At 71.7% G+C, this 14,636-nt stretch carries 14 protein-coding genes; 7 read left to right on the forward strand and 7 right to left on the reverse strand.

Annotated elements, in window-relative coordinates:
* Positions 1 to 9: 9 nt before the first annotated feature.
* The gene (locus LGR69_RS16560; protein ID WP_007566305.1) at positions 10 to 747 is read right to left on the reverse strand and encodes a class I SAM-dependent methyltransferase; all 738 of its coding nucleotides are present in this window, start codon (positions 745 to 747) and stop codon (positions 10 to 12) included.
* 24 nt (positions 748 to 771) lie between these two features.
* Between LGR69_RS16560 and LGR69_RS16565 the strand changes: the two genes are divergently transcribed.
* Positions 772 to 1,965, forward strand: coding sequence for a DUF1972 domain-containing protein (locus LGR69_RS16565; protein ID WP_230366688.1), 1,194 nt, complete (start codon positions 772 to 774; stop codon positions 1,963 to 1,965).
* Between the two features lie 22 nt (positions 1,966 to 1,987).
* Here LGR69_RS16565 and LGR69_RS16570 read toward each other — a convergent pair whose 3' ends face one another.
* Both LGR69_RS16570 and LGR69_RS16575 read right to left on the reverse strand, forming a co-directional pair.
* Complete coding sequence (locus LGR69_RS16570; protein WP_230366689.1) at positions 1,988 to 2,560, reverse strand: serine O-acetyltransferase; 573 nt, start codon at positions 2,558 to 2,560, stop codon at positions 1,988 to 1,990.
* A gap of 50 nt (positions 2,561 to 2,610) precedes the next feature.
* Positions 2,611 to 3,222, reverse strand: a complete 612-nt coding sequence (locus LGR69_RS16575) for a serine acetyltransferase (RefSeq protein WP_007566300.1) — start codon at positions 3,220 to 3,222, stop codon at positions 2,611 to 2,613.
* Positions 3,223 to 3,362: 140 nt separating this feature from the next.
* Here LGR69_RS16575 and LGR69_RS16580 point away from each other — a divergent pair, with 140 nt between their 5' ends.
* From LGR69_RS16580 to LGR69_RS16595, 4 genes are read left to right on the forward strand one after another with little or no spacing between them, the layout of a single operon-like run.
* Entirely contained in the window at positions 3,363 to 4,844 is a 1,482-nt protein-coding gene (locus tag LGR69_RS16580) for a lipopolysaccharide biosynthesis protein (RefSeq protein ID WP_230366690.1), read from the forward strand.
* A complete protein-coding gene (locus tag LGR69_RS16585) occupies positions 4,841 to 5,782 on the forward strand; it encodes a glycosyltransferase family 2 protein (RefSeq protein WP_007566295.1) in 942 nt (313 codons plus the stop codon). The genes LGR69_RS16580 and LGR69_RS16585 overlap by 4 nt, the downstream gene beginning before the upstream one ends.
* An 11-nt stretch (positions 5,783 to 5,793) precedes the next feature.
* Complete coding sequence (locus LGR69_RS16590) at positions 5,794 to 7,161, forward strand: right-handed parallel beta-helix repeat-containing protein (RefSeq protein WP_230366691.1); 1,368 nt, start codon at positions 5,794 to 5,796, stop codon at positions 7,159 to 7,161.
* 1 nt (position 7,162) lies between these two features.
* Positions 7,163 to 8,290: a glycosyltransferase family 4 protein gene (locus tag LGR69_RS16595; protein WP_230366692.1), complete on the forward strand. Its 1,128-nt coding sequence runs from the start codon at positions 7,163 to 7,165 to the stop codon at positions 8,288 to 8,290.
* 7 nt (positions 8,291 to 8,297) lie between these two features.
* Here the strand turns inward: LGR69_RS16595 and LGR69_RS16600 are convergent, their stop codons facing one another.
* A complete protein-coding gene (locus LGR69_RS16600; RefSeq protein ID WP_307354604.1) occupies positions 8,298 to 9,611 on the reverse strand; it encodes an MFS transporter in 1,314 nt (437 codons plus the stop codon).
* Between the two features lie 197 nt (positions 9,612 to 9,808).
* On the opposite strand from LGR69_RS16600, the gene LGR69_RS16605 reads away from it, so the two are divergent.
* Both LGR69_RS16605 and LGR69_RS16610 read left to right on the forward strand, forming a co-directional pair.
* Complete coding sequence (locus LGR69_RS16605; RefSeq protein ID WP_122162371.1) at positions 9,809 to 10,960, forward strand: dimethylmenaquinone methyltransferase; 1,152 nt, start codon at positions 9,809 to 9,811, stop codon at positions 10,958 to 10,960.
* Between the two features lie 222 nt (positions 10,961 to 11,182).
* A complete protein-coding gene (locus LGR69_RS16610) occupies positions 11,183 to 12,388 on the forward strand; it encodes an MFS transporter (RefSeq protein WP_328505088.1) in 1,206 nt (401 codons plus the stop codon).
* Here the strand turns inward: LGR69_RS16610 and lptB are convergent.
* From lptB to lptC, 3 genes are read right to left on the reverse strand one after another with little or no spacing between them, the layout of a single operon-like run.
* Positions 12,378 to 13,238, reverse strand: a complete 861-nt coding sequence (gene lptB, locus LGR69_RS16615) for an LPS export ABC transporter ATP-binding protein (RefSeq protein ID WP_007566282.1) — start codon at positions 13,236 to 13,238, stop codon at positions 12,378 to 12,380. The two genes, LGR69_RS16610 and lptB, sit on opposite strands and share 11 nt — an antisense overlap.
* Positions 13,235 to 13,903 carry an LptA/OstA family protein gene (locus LGR69_RS16620; RefSeq protein ID WP_091863269.1) on the reverse strand — a complete coding sequence of 223 codons (669 nt, stop codon included), beginning with the start codon at positions 13,901 to 13,903 and terminating at the stop codon, positions 13,235 to 13,237. Before LGR69_RS16620 ends, lptB begins: the two co-directional genes overlap by 4 nt.
* Complete coding sequence (gene lptC, locus LGR69_RS16625) at positions 13,900 to 14,619, reverse strand: LPS export ABC transporter periplasmic protein LptC (RefSeq protein WP_230366695.1); 720 nt, start codon at positions 14,617 to 14,619, stop codon at positions 13,900 to 13,902. Before lptC ends, LGR69_RS16620 begins: the two co-directional genes overlap by 4 nt.
* Positions 14,620 to 14,636 lie beyond the last annotated feature (17 nt).

Here is a 14,636-nt window from a genome sequence, read left to right on the forward strand (position 1 = left end):
ACACCGGCATCAAGCCTTTTTGCGGATGAAGACCATGTGATAGCCCTTCAACGGACCCGGCGTCAGCCGGAACAGCAGCTCCCAGAACTTGCCCAGGACGATGTTCTCGCCATGATAGAACGGCTGCCCGTCAAAACTGTAGGTGAAGTGCTCGAACCGATCAGTTGGGAAAAGCCGCTTCCGCGCCGCCTCCGTGTTCATCGTGTAGAGCGGCACGAACGAGTCGATCTCGACCCGCCGCGGCTCGACCCAGCGCAGGACCTGCGCGTGCAGCCGCTTCGGGATGAGCCGCGCGCCGACCCCGACATAGCCCCAGCGATTGGGCGTCCAGGCGCAGAGCCAGCCCCCCGGGGCGAGGACCCGGCCGAGCTCGGACGCGGTGACCTCGGGATGCTCGATATGTTCGAGGACCGAGAACGCCGAGATCAGGTCGAAGCTCGCATCCGGGAATGGAAGGATCCCGTCGTGACCGATCAGCCGAACCGCGTCGGCCGACTTGTTCTCGAGGACCGCCTCGTCCACGTCGCAGGCCATGACGTGGGCGCAGCGCCCGCGGAAGTCGCCGAGGTGCCGGCGCAGTGGAACCGGGTCATCGCTCCACTTGCCGCGCCCGGCCCCGAACTCCATCACCCGCATATCCGGCCGGAGCAGCGCGTTGACGCGGACGATGTACTCCATCCGGTGGTCCTGCCGGGAATACCCCCCGGCGCCCATCTCCCGGAACAGGCGCTGTTCGACGGTGACCATTCTTCAGGCTCCTCTGACGGCGCGGTGCGCGCGGTGGTGGTGAAGGGGGGCGAGCCGGACGGGCGTCCGGCCGTGGCGATCCTCGGCACCCGCGGCGTGCCGGCCGCGCATGGGGGATTCGAGACCCTGGCCGAACGCCTGGCGCTGGAGCTCGTCGAGCGCGGCTGGCGGGTCGAGGTCTATTGCCAGGTCAGCAAACCGACCCCGCCGAGCGTCTGGCGCGGCATCGCGCTGATCCCGGTGGCGGTCCGCGGCGACGGCGCCTTCGCGACCATCGTGTTCGACCTGAAATGCACGCTTAAGGCGGCGTTCCGGCCGGCCCTGCCGCTGGTCCTCGGCTACAACACCGCCGCGTTCTCGATCCTGTACCGGCTCACGGGCAAGCGCAGCGTGATGAACATGGACGGGATCGAGTGGAAGCGCGACCGGTGGTCGAAGCTCGCCAAGGCGTGGTTCTGGCTGAACGAGCGCCTCGGCAGCCTGTTCTCCACGCATCTGGTCGCCGACCATCCGGAGATCGCCCGGCACCTCGCCCGCAACACCTCGGCGAAGCGGATCACCACCATCGCGTACGGCGCCGACCCGGTGCTGGAGGCATCGACCGCCCCGCTGGCCGACCTGAAGGTGCGCCCGCGCGATTACGGGCTGCTGATCGCCCGGGTGGTGCCCGAGAACCTCGTGCTCCAGATCGTGCGCGCCTGGAGCGAGATCCGCCCCGGCCTGCCTCTGGTCGTGCTCGGCAAGCTGATGGAGTCCGATCCCTACCACCGGGTCGTGAAGGCCGCGGGCGGCCCCGACGTGATCTTCGCCGGCGCGATCTACGAATCCGAGCGGGTGGCGGCCCTGCGGCTGCATGCCCGCTTCCACATCCACGGCCACACCGTCGGCGGGACGAACCCGTCGTTGGTCGAGGCGCTCGGCGCCGGCTCCCCGATCCTCGCCCACGACAACCCGTTCAACCGCTGGGTGGCGGGCGACGGCGCGGTCTATTTCGGCGACGAGACCGAGCTGCGCCGGGGCATCCTGAACCTCGTGCGCGCCGCGCCGAGCCGGCTCGACGCCCTGTCGGCAGCCTCCCGGGAGCGGCACGCCGACGCCTTCGGGTGGCGCGGCATCTTCGATGCCTACGAGGACGTGCTCCGGCGCCAGCTCCCGTCCCGGCGGGCCGCCCGCCGGGGCCGAGAGGCGCTGCGCCGGCACGAGCACGGGCCGGCCTGAGCGCCGGACCGGCTGTTCCGGGCTAGGCTGCATCGGCGCCCTCCGGCCCCGCCTGGAGGCTGCGGATCTGCCGCTGGGCCAGCATCGTCACGGTGCCGGCCGGCACGTCCCGCAGGGTGCAGACGCCGATCCCGATCGTCGCCCCGGCGCCGACCGTGACCGCGCCCTGGATGGCGGCGTGGGCGCCGACCACCACCCCGTCGCCGAGGCGCGGCGCGTCCGCCGGAAACGGCTGCCCGGGGAACACCCAGTCCCGCGGACCCACAAGGGTCCCGGGCAGCAGGATCAGGTCGGTCCCCGCGCTGGCGCAGAACACCACCCGGGCCGGATGCGGCACGAACAGGCCGGGACCGATCGACGAGCCCGGATGCAGGCTCGCGCCGGTCAGCCGCAGCGACAGGTCGGAGACCAGGGCAGCCGAGCGCCGCCAGCCGCGGCCGTAGAGCAGATGGGCGGTGCGGTGGCAGATCGCGACCTGCATCGCCGGCAGGGTGAGGTGCATCAGGCGGCGCAGCCGCGAGGTCGGCTTGCCGCCGGTTGTCTGGCGCAGGACGCGGGCGAAATCCGCCGCCAGGAGGCGACGCAGCTCCGCCAACCCGGTCGCAGCGGGAGGGCCGCCCGCCTCTGTGGTCGAAGCGGCGCCGGTCACGCGGCGGCCCCGCGACCCGGCAGGGGACGCCAGGGCTGCGGCATCACCGTCTCGCCGATCTGGACATCCTTGAGGATGATGGTGCGCGGGCCGATCCGAGCCCGGTCGGCGACAAGCACCGCGCCGAGCACGATCGCGCCGGCCTCCAGCACCACGCCGTCCCCCAGCACCGGCAGGCCCGGACCGCCGCCGATATCCTGATCGGGCTCCTTCAGCAGGCCGCCGATCGAGGCCTGGAGCCCGAAGGCCACATCGTGCCCCACGGCCCCGGCGATGACGGCACCGTGGGGATAGGGCAGGAACAACCCCCCGGCGATGCGGCTCGAGGGCGGGATGTCGGCGCCGGTCCACCAGCCGTTGACCAGCCACAGCAGCCAGGCCGCCATCCGCCAGCCGCGTTCGTGGCTGTAGCGCGACAGCCGGTAGAGCCAGACCGCGTGATAGCCCCGGCGCAGGGTCGCCGAGCCGTGACCCCGGCGATGCCAGTGCGCGCGGTCCGCCGCCAGGGCGGCGCGGATCTGCGCCCAGCTCGGCCGTCGCTCCCCAGCGGATCCCGATGCGCCCGCGAGGTGGATCCCTCGGGCTGCAGTCTCGGCGCGCTCGGACATACGCAGTCCTCCGGTTTCCTCAGACGCTCTATCTCTGCAACCATAAATTGAAGATGCGGTTGCAAGCCATACGCAGCCTGCCACGATGCAATCGTAGGTCGCGGATTTCAGCAGGGCTTCACCGAGAGATGTACCGGTTGGTGAATCGATTGCGTGGACGGGGTCGCACCGGCGGCCTGCGCTACGGCGCCAATCTGCTCGGGCAGGCCGCCGGGCGCGGCGTCTATCTGGCCGCGGGCTTCGCCGCCTTCGTGATGGTCGGCCACGCTGTCGGCCCGGAGGCGCTCGGCCGCTACGGGCTCGCCCTGGCGGTGCTGGCGGTGGCGCTCATCGCCGCCGATTTCGGCACGACGCTGACCTTCGGCGCGCGCCTCGGGGCCGGGGCGCCGGAGATGCGCGCGGTCGAGCTCGGCCGCATGATCTCGGCGCGCCTGCTCCTCGGTGTCACCACCGGGGCGCTGCTGCTCTGCGCCCTGCCGCTCCTGCCCGCTGAGATCCGGCCGGCCCTGGCGCTCGCGGCCGTGCTGATGCCGCTGGCGGCCGCGCGCTTTCTCGACTCTTTGTTCCAGGTCTGCGGCCGGCCCGGCTGGTCGGTCTGGCCGTCCCTGGCCAACGCCGCGACCCTGGTCGGCGGCACGGCACTCGCGCTTTGGTTGCAATGGCCCGAGGCAGCGCTGAGCGTCGTCGCGGTGACCTCCGGCATCGTCTACGGCGCGGTCGGCCTCGTCCTGGCGGCCCGGCTCGTACCCGTGCGCCCCGCCTCCGTGGCGCATGGCTGGGCGACCATACGGGCCGCGGCGGGCGTCGGCGTCTCGAACGCGCTCGGCTCGCTCAACGGCCGCATCAGCCTGATCATGCTGGCGGCCCTGGCCGGGGCGGCCGAGCTCGGCCAGTTCACCGCCGGCTTCCGGTTCTTCGAGCTCGGCGCCGCGGTGGCGATCACCCTGTGCGCTCCGCTCGTGCCGGTCTTCGGACGGGCGGTCGGGCCGCTCGAGGCCGGCCGGCCGCGATCCGGCACCGATCGCCTCCGCGCCAGCGTGCGCCCGGCGCTGACCCTGATCCTGGCGGCCGCGATCGCCGGGACCGTGGCGGCCTGCGCCGTCGCCGAGCCCCTGGTCCGCTTCGTGTTCGGACCGGATTTCGCCGCCGCCGCGCCGGTCCTGCGCATCGCGGCCGCCATGAGCGCCCTGCTGATCGCCGCCACGGTGCTGTTTGCCGGGCTCGTGCCGCTCGGCCGGACCGGCTTCGCGGTCCGCGGCAGCGCGGCGGCCTGCGCCACGAACCTGGCGGCCTGCGCGGTGCTGATCCCCCTCGATCCGTTGCTCGGCGCGGCCTGGGCCGCACTCCTCGCCGAGGTCGCGATGCTGGCGGTGGTCGCCCACGCCTTCTGGCGGGAGGCGGGGCCGCCCCTGGCCCTGGCTGACGTACCGACCGTGCTGGGGCCCGGCCTCGTCACGGCGCTCGTCTGGGCCGCCGGCCCGGCGGCGCTCGCGCCGCTGACGGTGCCGGCCGCCGCGGGCCTCTCCGCCGCGGTGGCCGCCTGGCTGTGCCTGCGCCGGCGCGCCCCCGCCGATCCGCCCACCGATCCCCTTGCCCTGTCGATCCCGGAAGCTTCGTCATGAGCGACGTCCCCGTGCTCTCGGTCATCATCCCGACCTACAACCGCGCCGATACGCTGCGCCTGTGCCTGCGGGCCTTCGATCGGCAGACGACCGACGTCCCGTTCGAGATCGTGGTCTGCGACGACGGCTCCACGGATGCGACCGGCACGGTGATCAGCCGGGCGGTGGCGGCGGGCCGCGTTCCGGTGGTGCATCTGCGCCAGGAGAACCAGGGGGCCAACGCCGCCCGCAACCATGCCATCGGGGTTGCAAGGGGCGAGCGGCTGCTGATCGTCAACGACGACACGATCCCGTCCCCCGGTCTCGTCGCGGCGCATCGCGCCGCCCATGCCAAGCGGGGCGGGCGCGAGACCGCGATCCTCGGGCGCATGACCATCGACCCGGCCCTGCCGTTCTCGCCGTTCTCGGCCCTGCACCACGACGCGTCCTACGACGCCCTCGCGGGGCGCGTGGAGGTCGGCTGGGACGCCTTCCTGACCTGCAACGTCAGCGTCGACCGCCGCCTGCTCGACGAGGCCGGCGGCTTCGACCCGCGGCTGACCTGGCACGAGGATATCGAGCTCGGCGAGCGTCTCGCCCGGCGCGGCATGCACCTGTTCTACGCTCCGGAAGCCTTGGCCTATCACCACCACCTCCTCGACGAGGCGGCCTATCTGCGCATCGCCGAGCGCGAGGGCGCGGCCCTGGTGCTGTGGTACCGCAAGCGTCCGGACCTGGTCGCCGACCTCACCCGGCTGGGCCTCGTCGGCCCGCCGCCGCTCGCCGCCTCGCCGCGCCATCGGGTCGCCGATCTGGCGATGCCGACCGCCCTTCTGCCCGGCTGGCAGATGGCGGCGCGGGCTTTGACCCGGATCAGCCCGGAGGCCGGCCGCACGATCTGGCGGCGGCTGTTCCAGCGCCAGAAGCGGCTCGCCATCGCCCGGGCGCTGGCGGCGTGAGGCGCCCGCGGATGCACGTTCGAAGCCTCTTCGCGGCTCTGCTGCTGCCGGCGCTCGCCGCCTGCGGCGCGGCCGATGCCCAGTCGCAGCAGAACATCCTGGTCGACCCGGCGGGGGGCACGATGGACGGCTACCGCACGGTGGCCCGGCTCGCCGATGTCCCGTTCGCGAGCCTCGCGCCCGGCTCCAGCGTGCTGGTCCGCGGCGGCAGCTACGGCGACGTGGCGGTGATCGGCGCCCGCGGCAGCGCCGAGGCACCGGTCACGGTGGCGGCGGTGGCCGGGACCAAGCCCGTCCTGTCGAATTCGGTGGTGTTCGAGAATGCCGCCTACGTCACGGTGACCGGCCTGACCGTGCGAGGCGCGGTCAATTCCGGCTTCATCATCCGCCGCGGCTCGCACCACGTCACGGTTGCGGATTCGACCGTGTCGAAATCCGGCCTCGGCATCTGGATCGGCGACGGCGCGGGAGCCGGTCACCGCCTCACCGGCAACACGCTGGCCGACAACAAGACCCACGGCGTCGCCGTCGACGTGATCAACGTGCCGCCGGAGGATCCGAGCTTCATCCTGGCCAATACCGTGACCGGCAACGGCATCCACGGGATGGAGATCAACGGCTCCGGCTACGTGGTCGAGGGCAACCGGGTCTCGGGCAACGGCGTCGGGATGTCGGGCACCTCGGGCATCCACGTCTACGCCAAGGACGCCGCGCAGGACGCGGGCGACCGCAACACCATCCGGTACAACATCGTCACCGGCCAGAAGGAAACCACCGGCCAGGACGGCAACGGCATCCAGATCGACCAATGGTGCGACGGCAACACCGTCGCGTTCAACGTGGCGACCGACAATGACGGCGCCGGCATCAACCTGTTCGATGCCGGCTCGAACCTGGTGGTGAACAACACCGTCACCGGCAACATGCGCGATTCCGGCGGCAAGCACGTCTATCGCGGCGAGATCGTGCTGGCCTCCGACTATACCAAGCAGGTCGACCGCACCGCGGGCAACCGGGTGCTCAACAACATCGCCTTCGCGACCCGGCCCGGCATCGCGGCCATCGCGGTCGAGGCGACCACCGCCGACAACAACAACGCGATCGGGCCGAACTTCATCGGCAGCGGCGCAGGCGCCCCGCTCTATCGCTGGGCCGCCACCACGACCAGCGACGGCGCGACCCTGCCGCTGAACGGCCAGGGCCCCGACCTCGTCGGCACCCCCGCCTTCCGCGACCCGACGAAGCCGCTCGCGGACGGCCTCGCGCTGACCACGCCCCCCGCCCGCGCCGGCATCCCGCTCGGTGCGACGCGCGACCTCGCCGGGCGCGCCTACGCGGCCGGCGAAGCCCCGACCTTCGGCGCCTACAGGAGCCCGTAACATGCTACGCATCGGCATCGACGCGCATGTGCTCACCGGCAAGCCCCAGGGCAGCCGCACCTGGCTCGTCAACATCATCGGGCGGGCCGCCGCCCGCCACCCGGACGCGACCTACCTGGTCTATTCCCACGACCCGGAGGCCTGCGCCCGCATCGTCTCGGGCGCCAATATCGAGCACAAGCGGCTGCCGCGAGTGCCGGCGAGCCTGCGCCTGCTCGCGATCTGGCCGTGGCTGGTGATCCGCGACCGCCTCGACACCCTGCTGACCACCTACATCGCCCCGCCGCTGGTCCCGGGGAGCCGGCAGGTCGTGGTGGTCCACGACATCCTGTTCGAGACCCACCCGGAATTCTTCTCCTGGCGGATGCGCTGGCGCAACCGCGTGCTGACCCGGCTCTCGGCCAAGCGGGCCAAGCTGGTCCTGACCATCTCCGACTACAGCCGCGATTCCATCGCGAAGGTCTACGGCATCGAGCGCGAGCGGATCGCGGAGGTGCGCTGCGGCTCGACACCGCCCCGGGCTTCCGCCGAACGGAGTCCGCTGGCGGACGGGCGTCCGTACCTGCTGATGGTCGGCCGCCTGGAGCCGCGCAAGAATCTCGGCCTCGTGCTCGACGCCTTCGCGCGGCTGCCCGAGGGAGCGGCTCGGCTGATCGTCGTGGGCAAGGGCGACGGCGAGCGGCCCGAGACCCTCGACCGGCTGACCCGGACCCCGGACGCGGTGCACATCGCCGGCATCGACGATAACGGCCTGTCGGACCTCTACACCCGGGCCGCCGCCCTGGTCTTCCCGAGCCGCGGCGAGGGCTGGGGCATCCCGGTGCTCGACAGTCTCGCCCGGGGCACGCCGGTGATCGCGTCGAGCCTCACGGCGATCCCGGAGGCGGGGGGCAGCGCGGCGAGCTATTTCGACCCGGACGCCCCCGACCGGGTCGAGCGGCTGGCCGACCTGATGGGCGCCGCGATCGACGGCCGCCTGCCCTTCGACGCCGGCGCCGCCCGGGCGCACGCCGCCCGCCACGATTGGGACGGCCCGGCCGCGACCTTCGTCGACCTGATGCGCCGGCATTTCCAGGCCCGCAGGCCGGCGCGCGATCTCCACGCGCCTGTGCCGCATATGCGCGGCTGACCGCCGCCTACTCGGCCGGGGTGAGGCCGGCGGCGAAGGCCTCGGCCGGGGTCTCGGCGGCGATCGGGTCCTGGATCAGCACCCAGTATCCGATCGCCGCCACCACGGCGATCGCCGCGCCGGTGATGAAGGCGAGCGAGAACTGGCCCGTCCCGCCGACGATGAAGCCGGTGATCATCGGCGCCAGGGCACCGCCGATATAGCCGCCGAAATTCTGCATGGAGCCGAGCGAGGCGGTGCAGTTGGCCGGGGCCGCCACGGAGGCCATCGCCCAGGCGGCCGACGAACTCACATAGACCAGGAACAGCGAGGCCGAGATGCATGCGATCGCCAGCGTGTCGCTCGGCGTCAGCGCGGCCACCACGGTGCAGGCCGCCGTCGCCAGCAGGCCCACGACCATCGGGATCTTGCGGCTCCGGATCGGGTCGATCCCGCGGCGGACCAGGATGTCGACGATCCGCCCGCCGAGGATGCCGCCCAGCACCCCGAACGCGAACGGGATCGCCCCGATGATGCCGGTCTTCTGCAGGGTGAAGTGCCGCTCGATCTCGAGATAGCTCGGCAGCCAGGCCGTGTAGAGCCAGGTCATGTAGATGCAGCCGAAATAGCCCATGATCATGCCCCAGCTGGTCCGGTAGTGGAACAGCCGCTGCCACGCGTGCCAGGTGACGCGCCGGTCGGTGTTGGGGGCGTCGCCCTCCTCCAGGAAGGCGCGCTCGGCCGGGGTCAGGTCCACCTCGGGGGGATTGCGGAACACCAGATAGACGATGCCGGCCAGCACCAGCCCGGCGGCGCCCATGATGACGAACATCGACCGCCAGCCGAACGTCACCATCAGGAAAGTGAGCAGCGGCAGGGCCAGGAAGGTGCCGAGCGAGGACGCGCAGTTCCAGATCCCGGTGGCGGTGCCGCGCTGACGGATGTTGAACCAGTCGCGCGAGACCCGGGCGCAGGTCGGAAAATGCGGCGCCTCGCCGACGCCGAGCACGATCCGCGCACCCACGAACTGCCAGAACGAGGTCACCACACCGCCGAGCATCTGGCCGAGCGACCAGCAGCCCAAGCCGAGGGTCAGGGTCAGGCGCGGGCCCAGCCGGTCGGACAGGGCGCCGGCCGGCAGCTGCGCGAAGGCGTAGGCCCACAGGAAGGCCGACAGCAGCAGGCCCATGTTGGAAATCGACAGGCCGAGATCCTGCCGGATCAGCGGATTGGCCACCGCCAGGGTGGCGCGATCGACGTAATTGACCACCCCGGCCGTCACCAGAAGGGTGAGCGAGATCGTCTGGATGCGCTTCACGCGCGGCGTTGCGACTGGAGCCACTGTTTCCCCCCCTGGGCTGACGCGCACTCTTCACGGTGCTTCGGGCCCGATCGCGCGTCAGCGACTCACGGCGTCCCGCCGATATTCTGCACCGAATGCCGGCCAGGGGAAGCTGCCGGCTAACAGGTGGCCCCCTCGCGTCGCGGCGCCGGGCGTCGTAGACCGCCCGGACCCGCCACCGACCGAGACCGTCCCGCGTGCGCCTGATCCAGATCACCCACCACGACCTCGACGGCTACGGCGCCGCCACGGTCGCCTCCGCCTGCGCGGCGGTCGAGCGCGTCGTCCACGTGCCGCGCTACAGCGATGTCGGCCCCGTCTTCGAGGACGAGACCAAGCGCCTGGCCCGGGCGGGCGAGAGCGAGATCCTGCTCATGACCGATCTCGGCCTCGAGGAGCAGACCATCGCGGGCCTGAAGAAGTTCGCCGCCATGAACCGCCGCCGTGAGGACGGCCGGAAGCACCGGCTCGTGGTCCTCGACCACCACGCCTCCTCGCTGGACCAGCTGCGCCGTCAAGGCCTGGAGCCCGTGGCCGATCCCGAGCGGCCGGGCCTGAGCCGAATCGACCTCGGCGATCCGGATTGCACCCTGCTGATCGACGAGAGTGTCTGCGCCACCCGGATGGCCTTCGATCACCGGGCCCTGTTCGCCACCCACGAGCCCGACACCGACCTCACCGCCCTGCTGGCGGCGATCGACGCGGTTGACCTCTGGCGCAAGGACAGCCCCGCCTTCCCGGGGGGCCTGGCGCTCGACGAGCTGTTCTGGGAGAGCGTGTCGAGCTTCGTGCCCGTCGGCCATCCCTGGCACGAGACCTTCATGTCCGGCCTGCTGCGGGCGGCCGCCGTGTCGTTGCGCGAGGGTGCGACCCCGGCCGATCTCGAGCGGCGCGCCCTCGCGATCCGGTCCGACGTGGTCGAGACCCTCCTGCGCGACGCGCCGGACGACGACCGGGCGCTGACCACGCGCATGCGGCTCGCCCGGGCGCTCGCCCGCTCGGACGCCCTGTTCCGCCCCCTCAAGGACGGCACGCTCCTGTCCTTCGCCCTCGATTCGGGCACGTTCCAGCGGGTCTCCGACCTGATCATGGATGCGGGCCGGGCCAAGCGCGTCGTCAACGTGCAGCGGATGGGCACGCTGTCGTTCCGCTCCAACGACGGCACGGCGCTCGACGGCGCCCGCCTGTTCCGCGGCGGCGGCCACCGCGATGCCGCCGGCGGCCGGCTCCAGAGCGGCTCGGCCTTCTCGATGACGGACGCGATCGCCCAGGTCGAGCCGGTGCTGAACCCGGACAAGCCGCCGGAGGCGGACAGCCCGTTCGCGGCGCTGAAGAACTGGAAGGGGTGAGGCCACGGGCGTCGGGCTTTTCGGGTTCGCGTCGTTGCGGGCGAAGCAATCCAGCGGCGCCACGCGTTGTCGTCTGGCGTTGCCTTGAGGCGCTCCGCTCGCGATCACGGCTGAGCTGCACGGATACGACGGTGCAACCCGGTGCCGTGCGATGGTCGCCCGACACCTGTCTGTCACCAGCCGGATCGACGGTATCCTGTCGGCAGCAAATTCACGCTCCAGATGTCGCCAGCGTCCCTGCGTCCCGCCCGCGCGAGCCTCCGCGTCCTGATCGTCCTCGCGGTTGCACAGATCATCGGGTGGGGCAGCGTCGGCCTCACAGCCGTTGTTGCCCCCCTGGTCGCGGCCGATCTCGGGATGGACCTGCCCGCCGTTTTCGCCGGCAATTCGATCCTGTACGCGACCATGGGCCTGTCGGCGCCGATCCTCGAACGTGCCTTCGTCCGATACGGCGCGCGGAGCGTGATGATTGCCGGCAGCGCGTTGGCGGGACCGGGGTTCGTCGGACTGGCCCTGGCAAGCGGCCCCATCTCGTATTTCGCGGCCTGGATCCTCCTCGGCGTGGCCGGCAGCGCGACGCTGACCAACGCGGCCAGCATCCTGCTCAACGAGATTGCCGGGTCCGGCGCCCGGCGGGCCATCGCGGCTCTGATGCTGGTCACCGGCCTGTCGAGCAGCCTGTTCTGGCCGACTACGGCCTTCCTGACGGGTCTCGGCGGCTGGCGGGGCACCTGTCTCATCTACGCCGGAGCGATGTGGTTCCTCTGCCTGCCTCTGTACGGGCGCGGTCTGTCGCCGCGCGCGCCACCCGCCGCCGGGGTCGAGCCAGGGCCGGATGCGATTGCTCCGCCGCGGTCAAGCACGTTCTGGTTGATCGCCTGCGGGATCACCCTCAACGCCTTCGTCACGTTCGGCCTCAGCGCCATACTGATCGAGCTGCTGGTCACCGAGGGGGTGAGCCGGCCGGACGCGGTCGGCTACGGCGCGATGCTCGGCGTCGTTCAAGTCGGCGCGCGCGGGATCGACTTCCTGGGCGGCGGCCGGTGGGACGGGCTGACCAGCGGCCTGTTCGCCGGGATCCTCGTGGTGACGGCGCTGATCCTGCTGGCCGCGGGCGGCGGGACACCGGGCGCGGCTATGGTCTTCATCCTGCTCTACGGCCTCGGCAGCGGCGTCCTCGCGGTCGTGCGCGCAACCCTGCCTCTGGCCTTCTACGACAGGGGCGCCTATGCGCGCGCCGCCTCGCGCATCGCGCTCCCGCTCAACCTCGTGACGGCTGCTGCTCCGCCGATCCTGGCAACGATCCTGACGAGCTTCGGCCGGGAGGCCGTCCTCCTGCTGACGGCCGGATGCGTGCTGACGGCGACCGGGATATTCCTATCCCTGACACGGCACCGACCCGCAGCGCCGACACCCATCAGAGCCTGAAATCCTCGCCGAGATACAGGCGCCGGGCATCGGGATTCGCCACGATCTCCTCCGGCGTGCCCTCGGTGAGGATGCGGCCGGAATGGGCGATGTAGGCGCGGTCGATCAGGCCCAGCGTCTCGCGCACGTTGTGATCGGTGATCAGCACGCCGATGCCGCGCTGCTTGAGGTGCTTCACCAGATCCTGGATGTCGCCCACCGCGATCGGGTCGATGCCGGCGAAGGGCTCGTCGAGCAGCATGAAGGTCGGCGAGGAGGCGAGCGCCCGGGCGATCTCGCAGCGCCGCCGCTCACCGCCCGACAGCGCGATCGAGGGCGACTTGCGCAGGCGCGCGATGTCGAACTCTTCGAGCAGCGCATCGAGCTTGCGCGCCCGCTCTTTGCGATCCGGCTCGACCACTTCGAGCACGGCGCGGATATTGTCCTCGACGGTGAGCCCCCGGAAGATCGAGGCTTCCTGCGGCAGGTAGCCGATCCCGAGCCGCGCCCGCTGGTACATCGGCAGATGGGTGATCGGCAGGCCGTCCAGGGTGATGTGGCCGCGGTCGGCCGCCACCAGCCCGGTGATCATGTAGAAGATTGTGGTCTTGCCGGCACCGTTGGGGCCGAGCAGCCCCACCGCCTCGCCGGTGCGGACCGTGAGCCCCGCCTCGTGCACCACGGTGCGGGCGCCGTAGCTCTTGCGCAGGCCGCGCACGCTCAGGATGCCGGGCCCACCCTCTTCCGCCGCAGCGATCTCGTCGGCATCCGCGACGGGCGGATCGGCGCGCCGGCCGAACAGGCGGCCGAGCCATGTCGGGCGGGCCGCCGAATCCTGCGGCTCCGCCCGGAACGCGACCGCGCCGCTCAATTGACCTGGGCCCGCGGCTTGACCGGCGGCTGCGCGCAGCCCTTCGGCTTGCCATCCTTGGCGTCGGCCTTCTCGCCGGGCACGAACAGGGCGGAGACGCGCCCGCCGGCCACCGGGTCCATGTTCGCCCGCCCGGTGCCCATATCGTAGACCAGACGCTGGCCGCGGGTGACGTTCTGGCACTGGCTCAGCACGACGTTGCCGGTGAGCACGATGCGCTTGGCATCCTGGTCGAACACCGCGTGATCGCCGGTGGCGACCTGGTCCTTCTGGACCACCGTGACCGGGCCGGCGCAATCGACCTTCTGGATCCCGTTCTCGGCCGGGTTCTTCGGCGCCGGTGCCTCGGCACCCGCATCCGCGGACGCATCCTTGCTCGCAGCATCCTTGGCCGCGCTGTCCTTGCCGCGCTTGTAGTAGACGGTCATGGTCGAGCAGCGGATCGTGCTCTCGCCCTGCACGGCCACGACGTTGCCGACGAACACCGCCCGGTTCTCCCGGTCGAACACGTCGAGCCGGTCGGCGTCGATCTTGATCGGGTCCTTGCCGCCGCCGCCGATATTGCCGAAGGGCGAATCCTTCTTCGCCGGCTTCTCGGCGAGGGCCGGGCCAGCGAATGCCAGGCCCACGGCCAGGGCCGCACAGAGCGTTGCGCGCGCGCTCATCGGCTGCCTTCCGCCGGCTCGGCGTTCGAGGTCAGGATGCGCGAGGGCGCCTTGTCGGCCGGGTCGTCGTTGACGATCACGACATGCACGTTCCCGACGAAGGAGATCCGCTTGCCGTTCTCGACCACGTCGAGGGCGTTGGCATTCACGGTGGCGCGCGGGGTCGCGACGGTGACCGGTTCCTGGGAACTCACCGAGCCGGTCTTGAACACCACCGCGGCCGAGCGCAGGCGCGCCTCCTCGCCCCTGTCGGTCCAGATCCGGATGTCGTCCTTCAGGTCGAGCGCCTCGCGGGCGGTGTCGAACAGGCCGGACGCGGCCGAGAGCCGGGCCATGCCGCCCTGGTCGTCGGTGGCGAGATGCCCGCGCATCCGCTCCAGCTCGATCAGGCTCGGCTTGCGGACGTCCTGGAGGGCGGCGTCGGCCGTCACCTCGTAGCCGCGGTTGCCCTGGCGGAAGCCCGCGAGCCGCGGGCTCTCCATGCGGACCTTGGAGCCGGCCACCGTCACCGGGCCGAGAGAGACGCCCGGCAGGTTCGTCGCGAAGGGATTGAACAGATAGGCGAGCAGCAGCGCGACCGAGCCGCCGGCCGCGACCGGGATGAGGCGGCGCATCGTCCGCACACGGCCGCTGTGGCGGTACGCCCGGGCATGAGCCCGCGTGCGCGCCGCCGCGACCGCCTGTCCGTTGCCGGCTGAAGCCTCGACCGGGTTCATGCAGCGTCCGTGAGGCG

The organism is Methylobacterium brachiatum, assembly GCF_020523825.1.
Classification (GTDB): domain Bacteria; phylum Pseudomonadota; class Alphaproteobacteria; order Rhizobiales; family Beijerinckiaceae; genus Methylobacterium; species Methylobacterium brachiatum.

Excerpts from the sequence above, each read along its gene's own strand:
- LGR69_RS16585 (WP_007566295.1), top strand. The coding sequence starts at position 4,841 with ATGAGCGACGTCCCCGTGCTCTCGGTCATCATCCCGACCTACAACCGC.
- lptC (WP_230366695.1), bottom strand. The coding sequence starts at position 14,619 with ATGAACCCGGTCGAGGCTTCAGCCGGCAACGGACAGGCGGTCGCGGCG.
- LGR69_RS16590 (WP_230366691.1), top strand. The coding sequence starts at position 5,794 with ATGCACGTTCGAAGCCTCTTCGCGGCTCTGCTGCTGCCGGCGCTCGCC.
- LGR69_RS16595 (WP_230366692.1), top strand. The coding sequence starts at position 7,163 with ATGCTACGCATCGGCATCGACGCGCATGTGCTCACCGGCAAGCCCCAG.
- LGR69_RS16620 (WP_091863269.1), bottom strand. The coding sequence starts at position 13,903 with ATGAGCGCGCGCGCAACGCTCTGTGCGGCCCTGGCCGTGGGCCTGGCA.
- LGR69_RS16610 (WP_328505088.1), top strand. The coding sequence starts at position 11,183 with ATGTCGCCAGCGTCCCTGCGTCCCGCCCGCGCGAGCCTCCGCGTCCTG.
- LGR69_RS16560 (WP_007566305.1), bottom strand. The coding sequence starts at position 747 with ATGGTCACCGTCGAACAGCGCCTGTTCCGGGAGATGGGCGCCGGGGGG.
- LGR69_RS16575 (WP_007566300.1), bottom strand. The coding sequence starts at position 3,222 with ATGTCCGAGCGCGCCGAGACTGCAGCCCGAGGGATCCACCTCGCGGGC.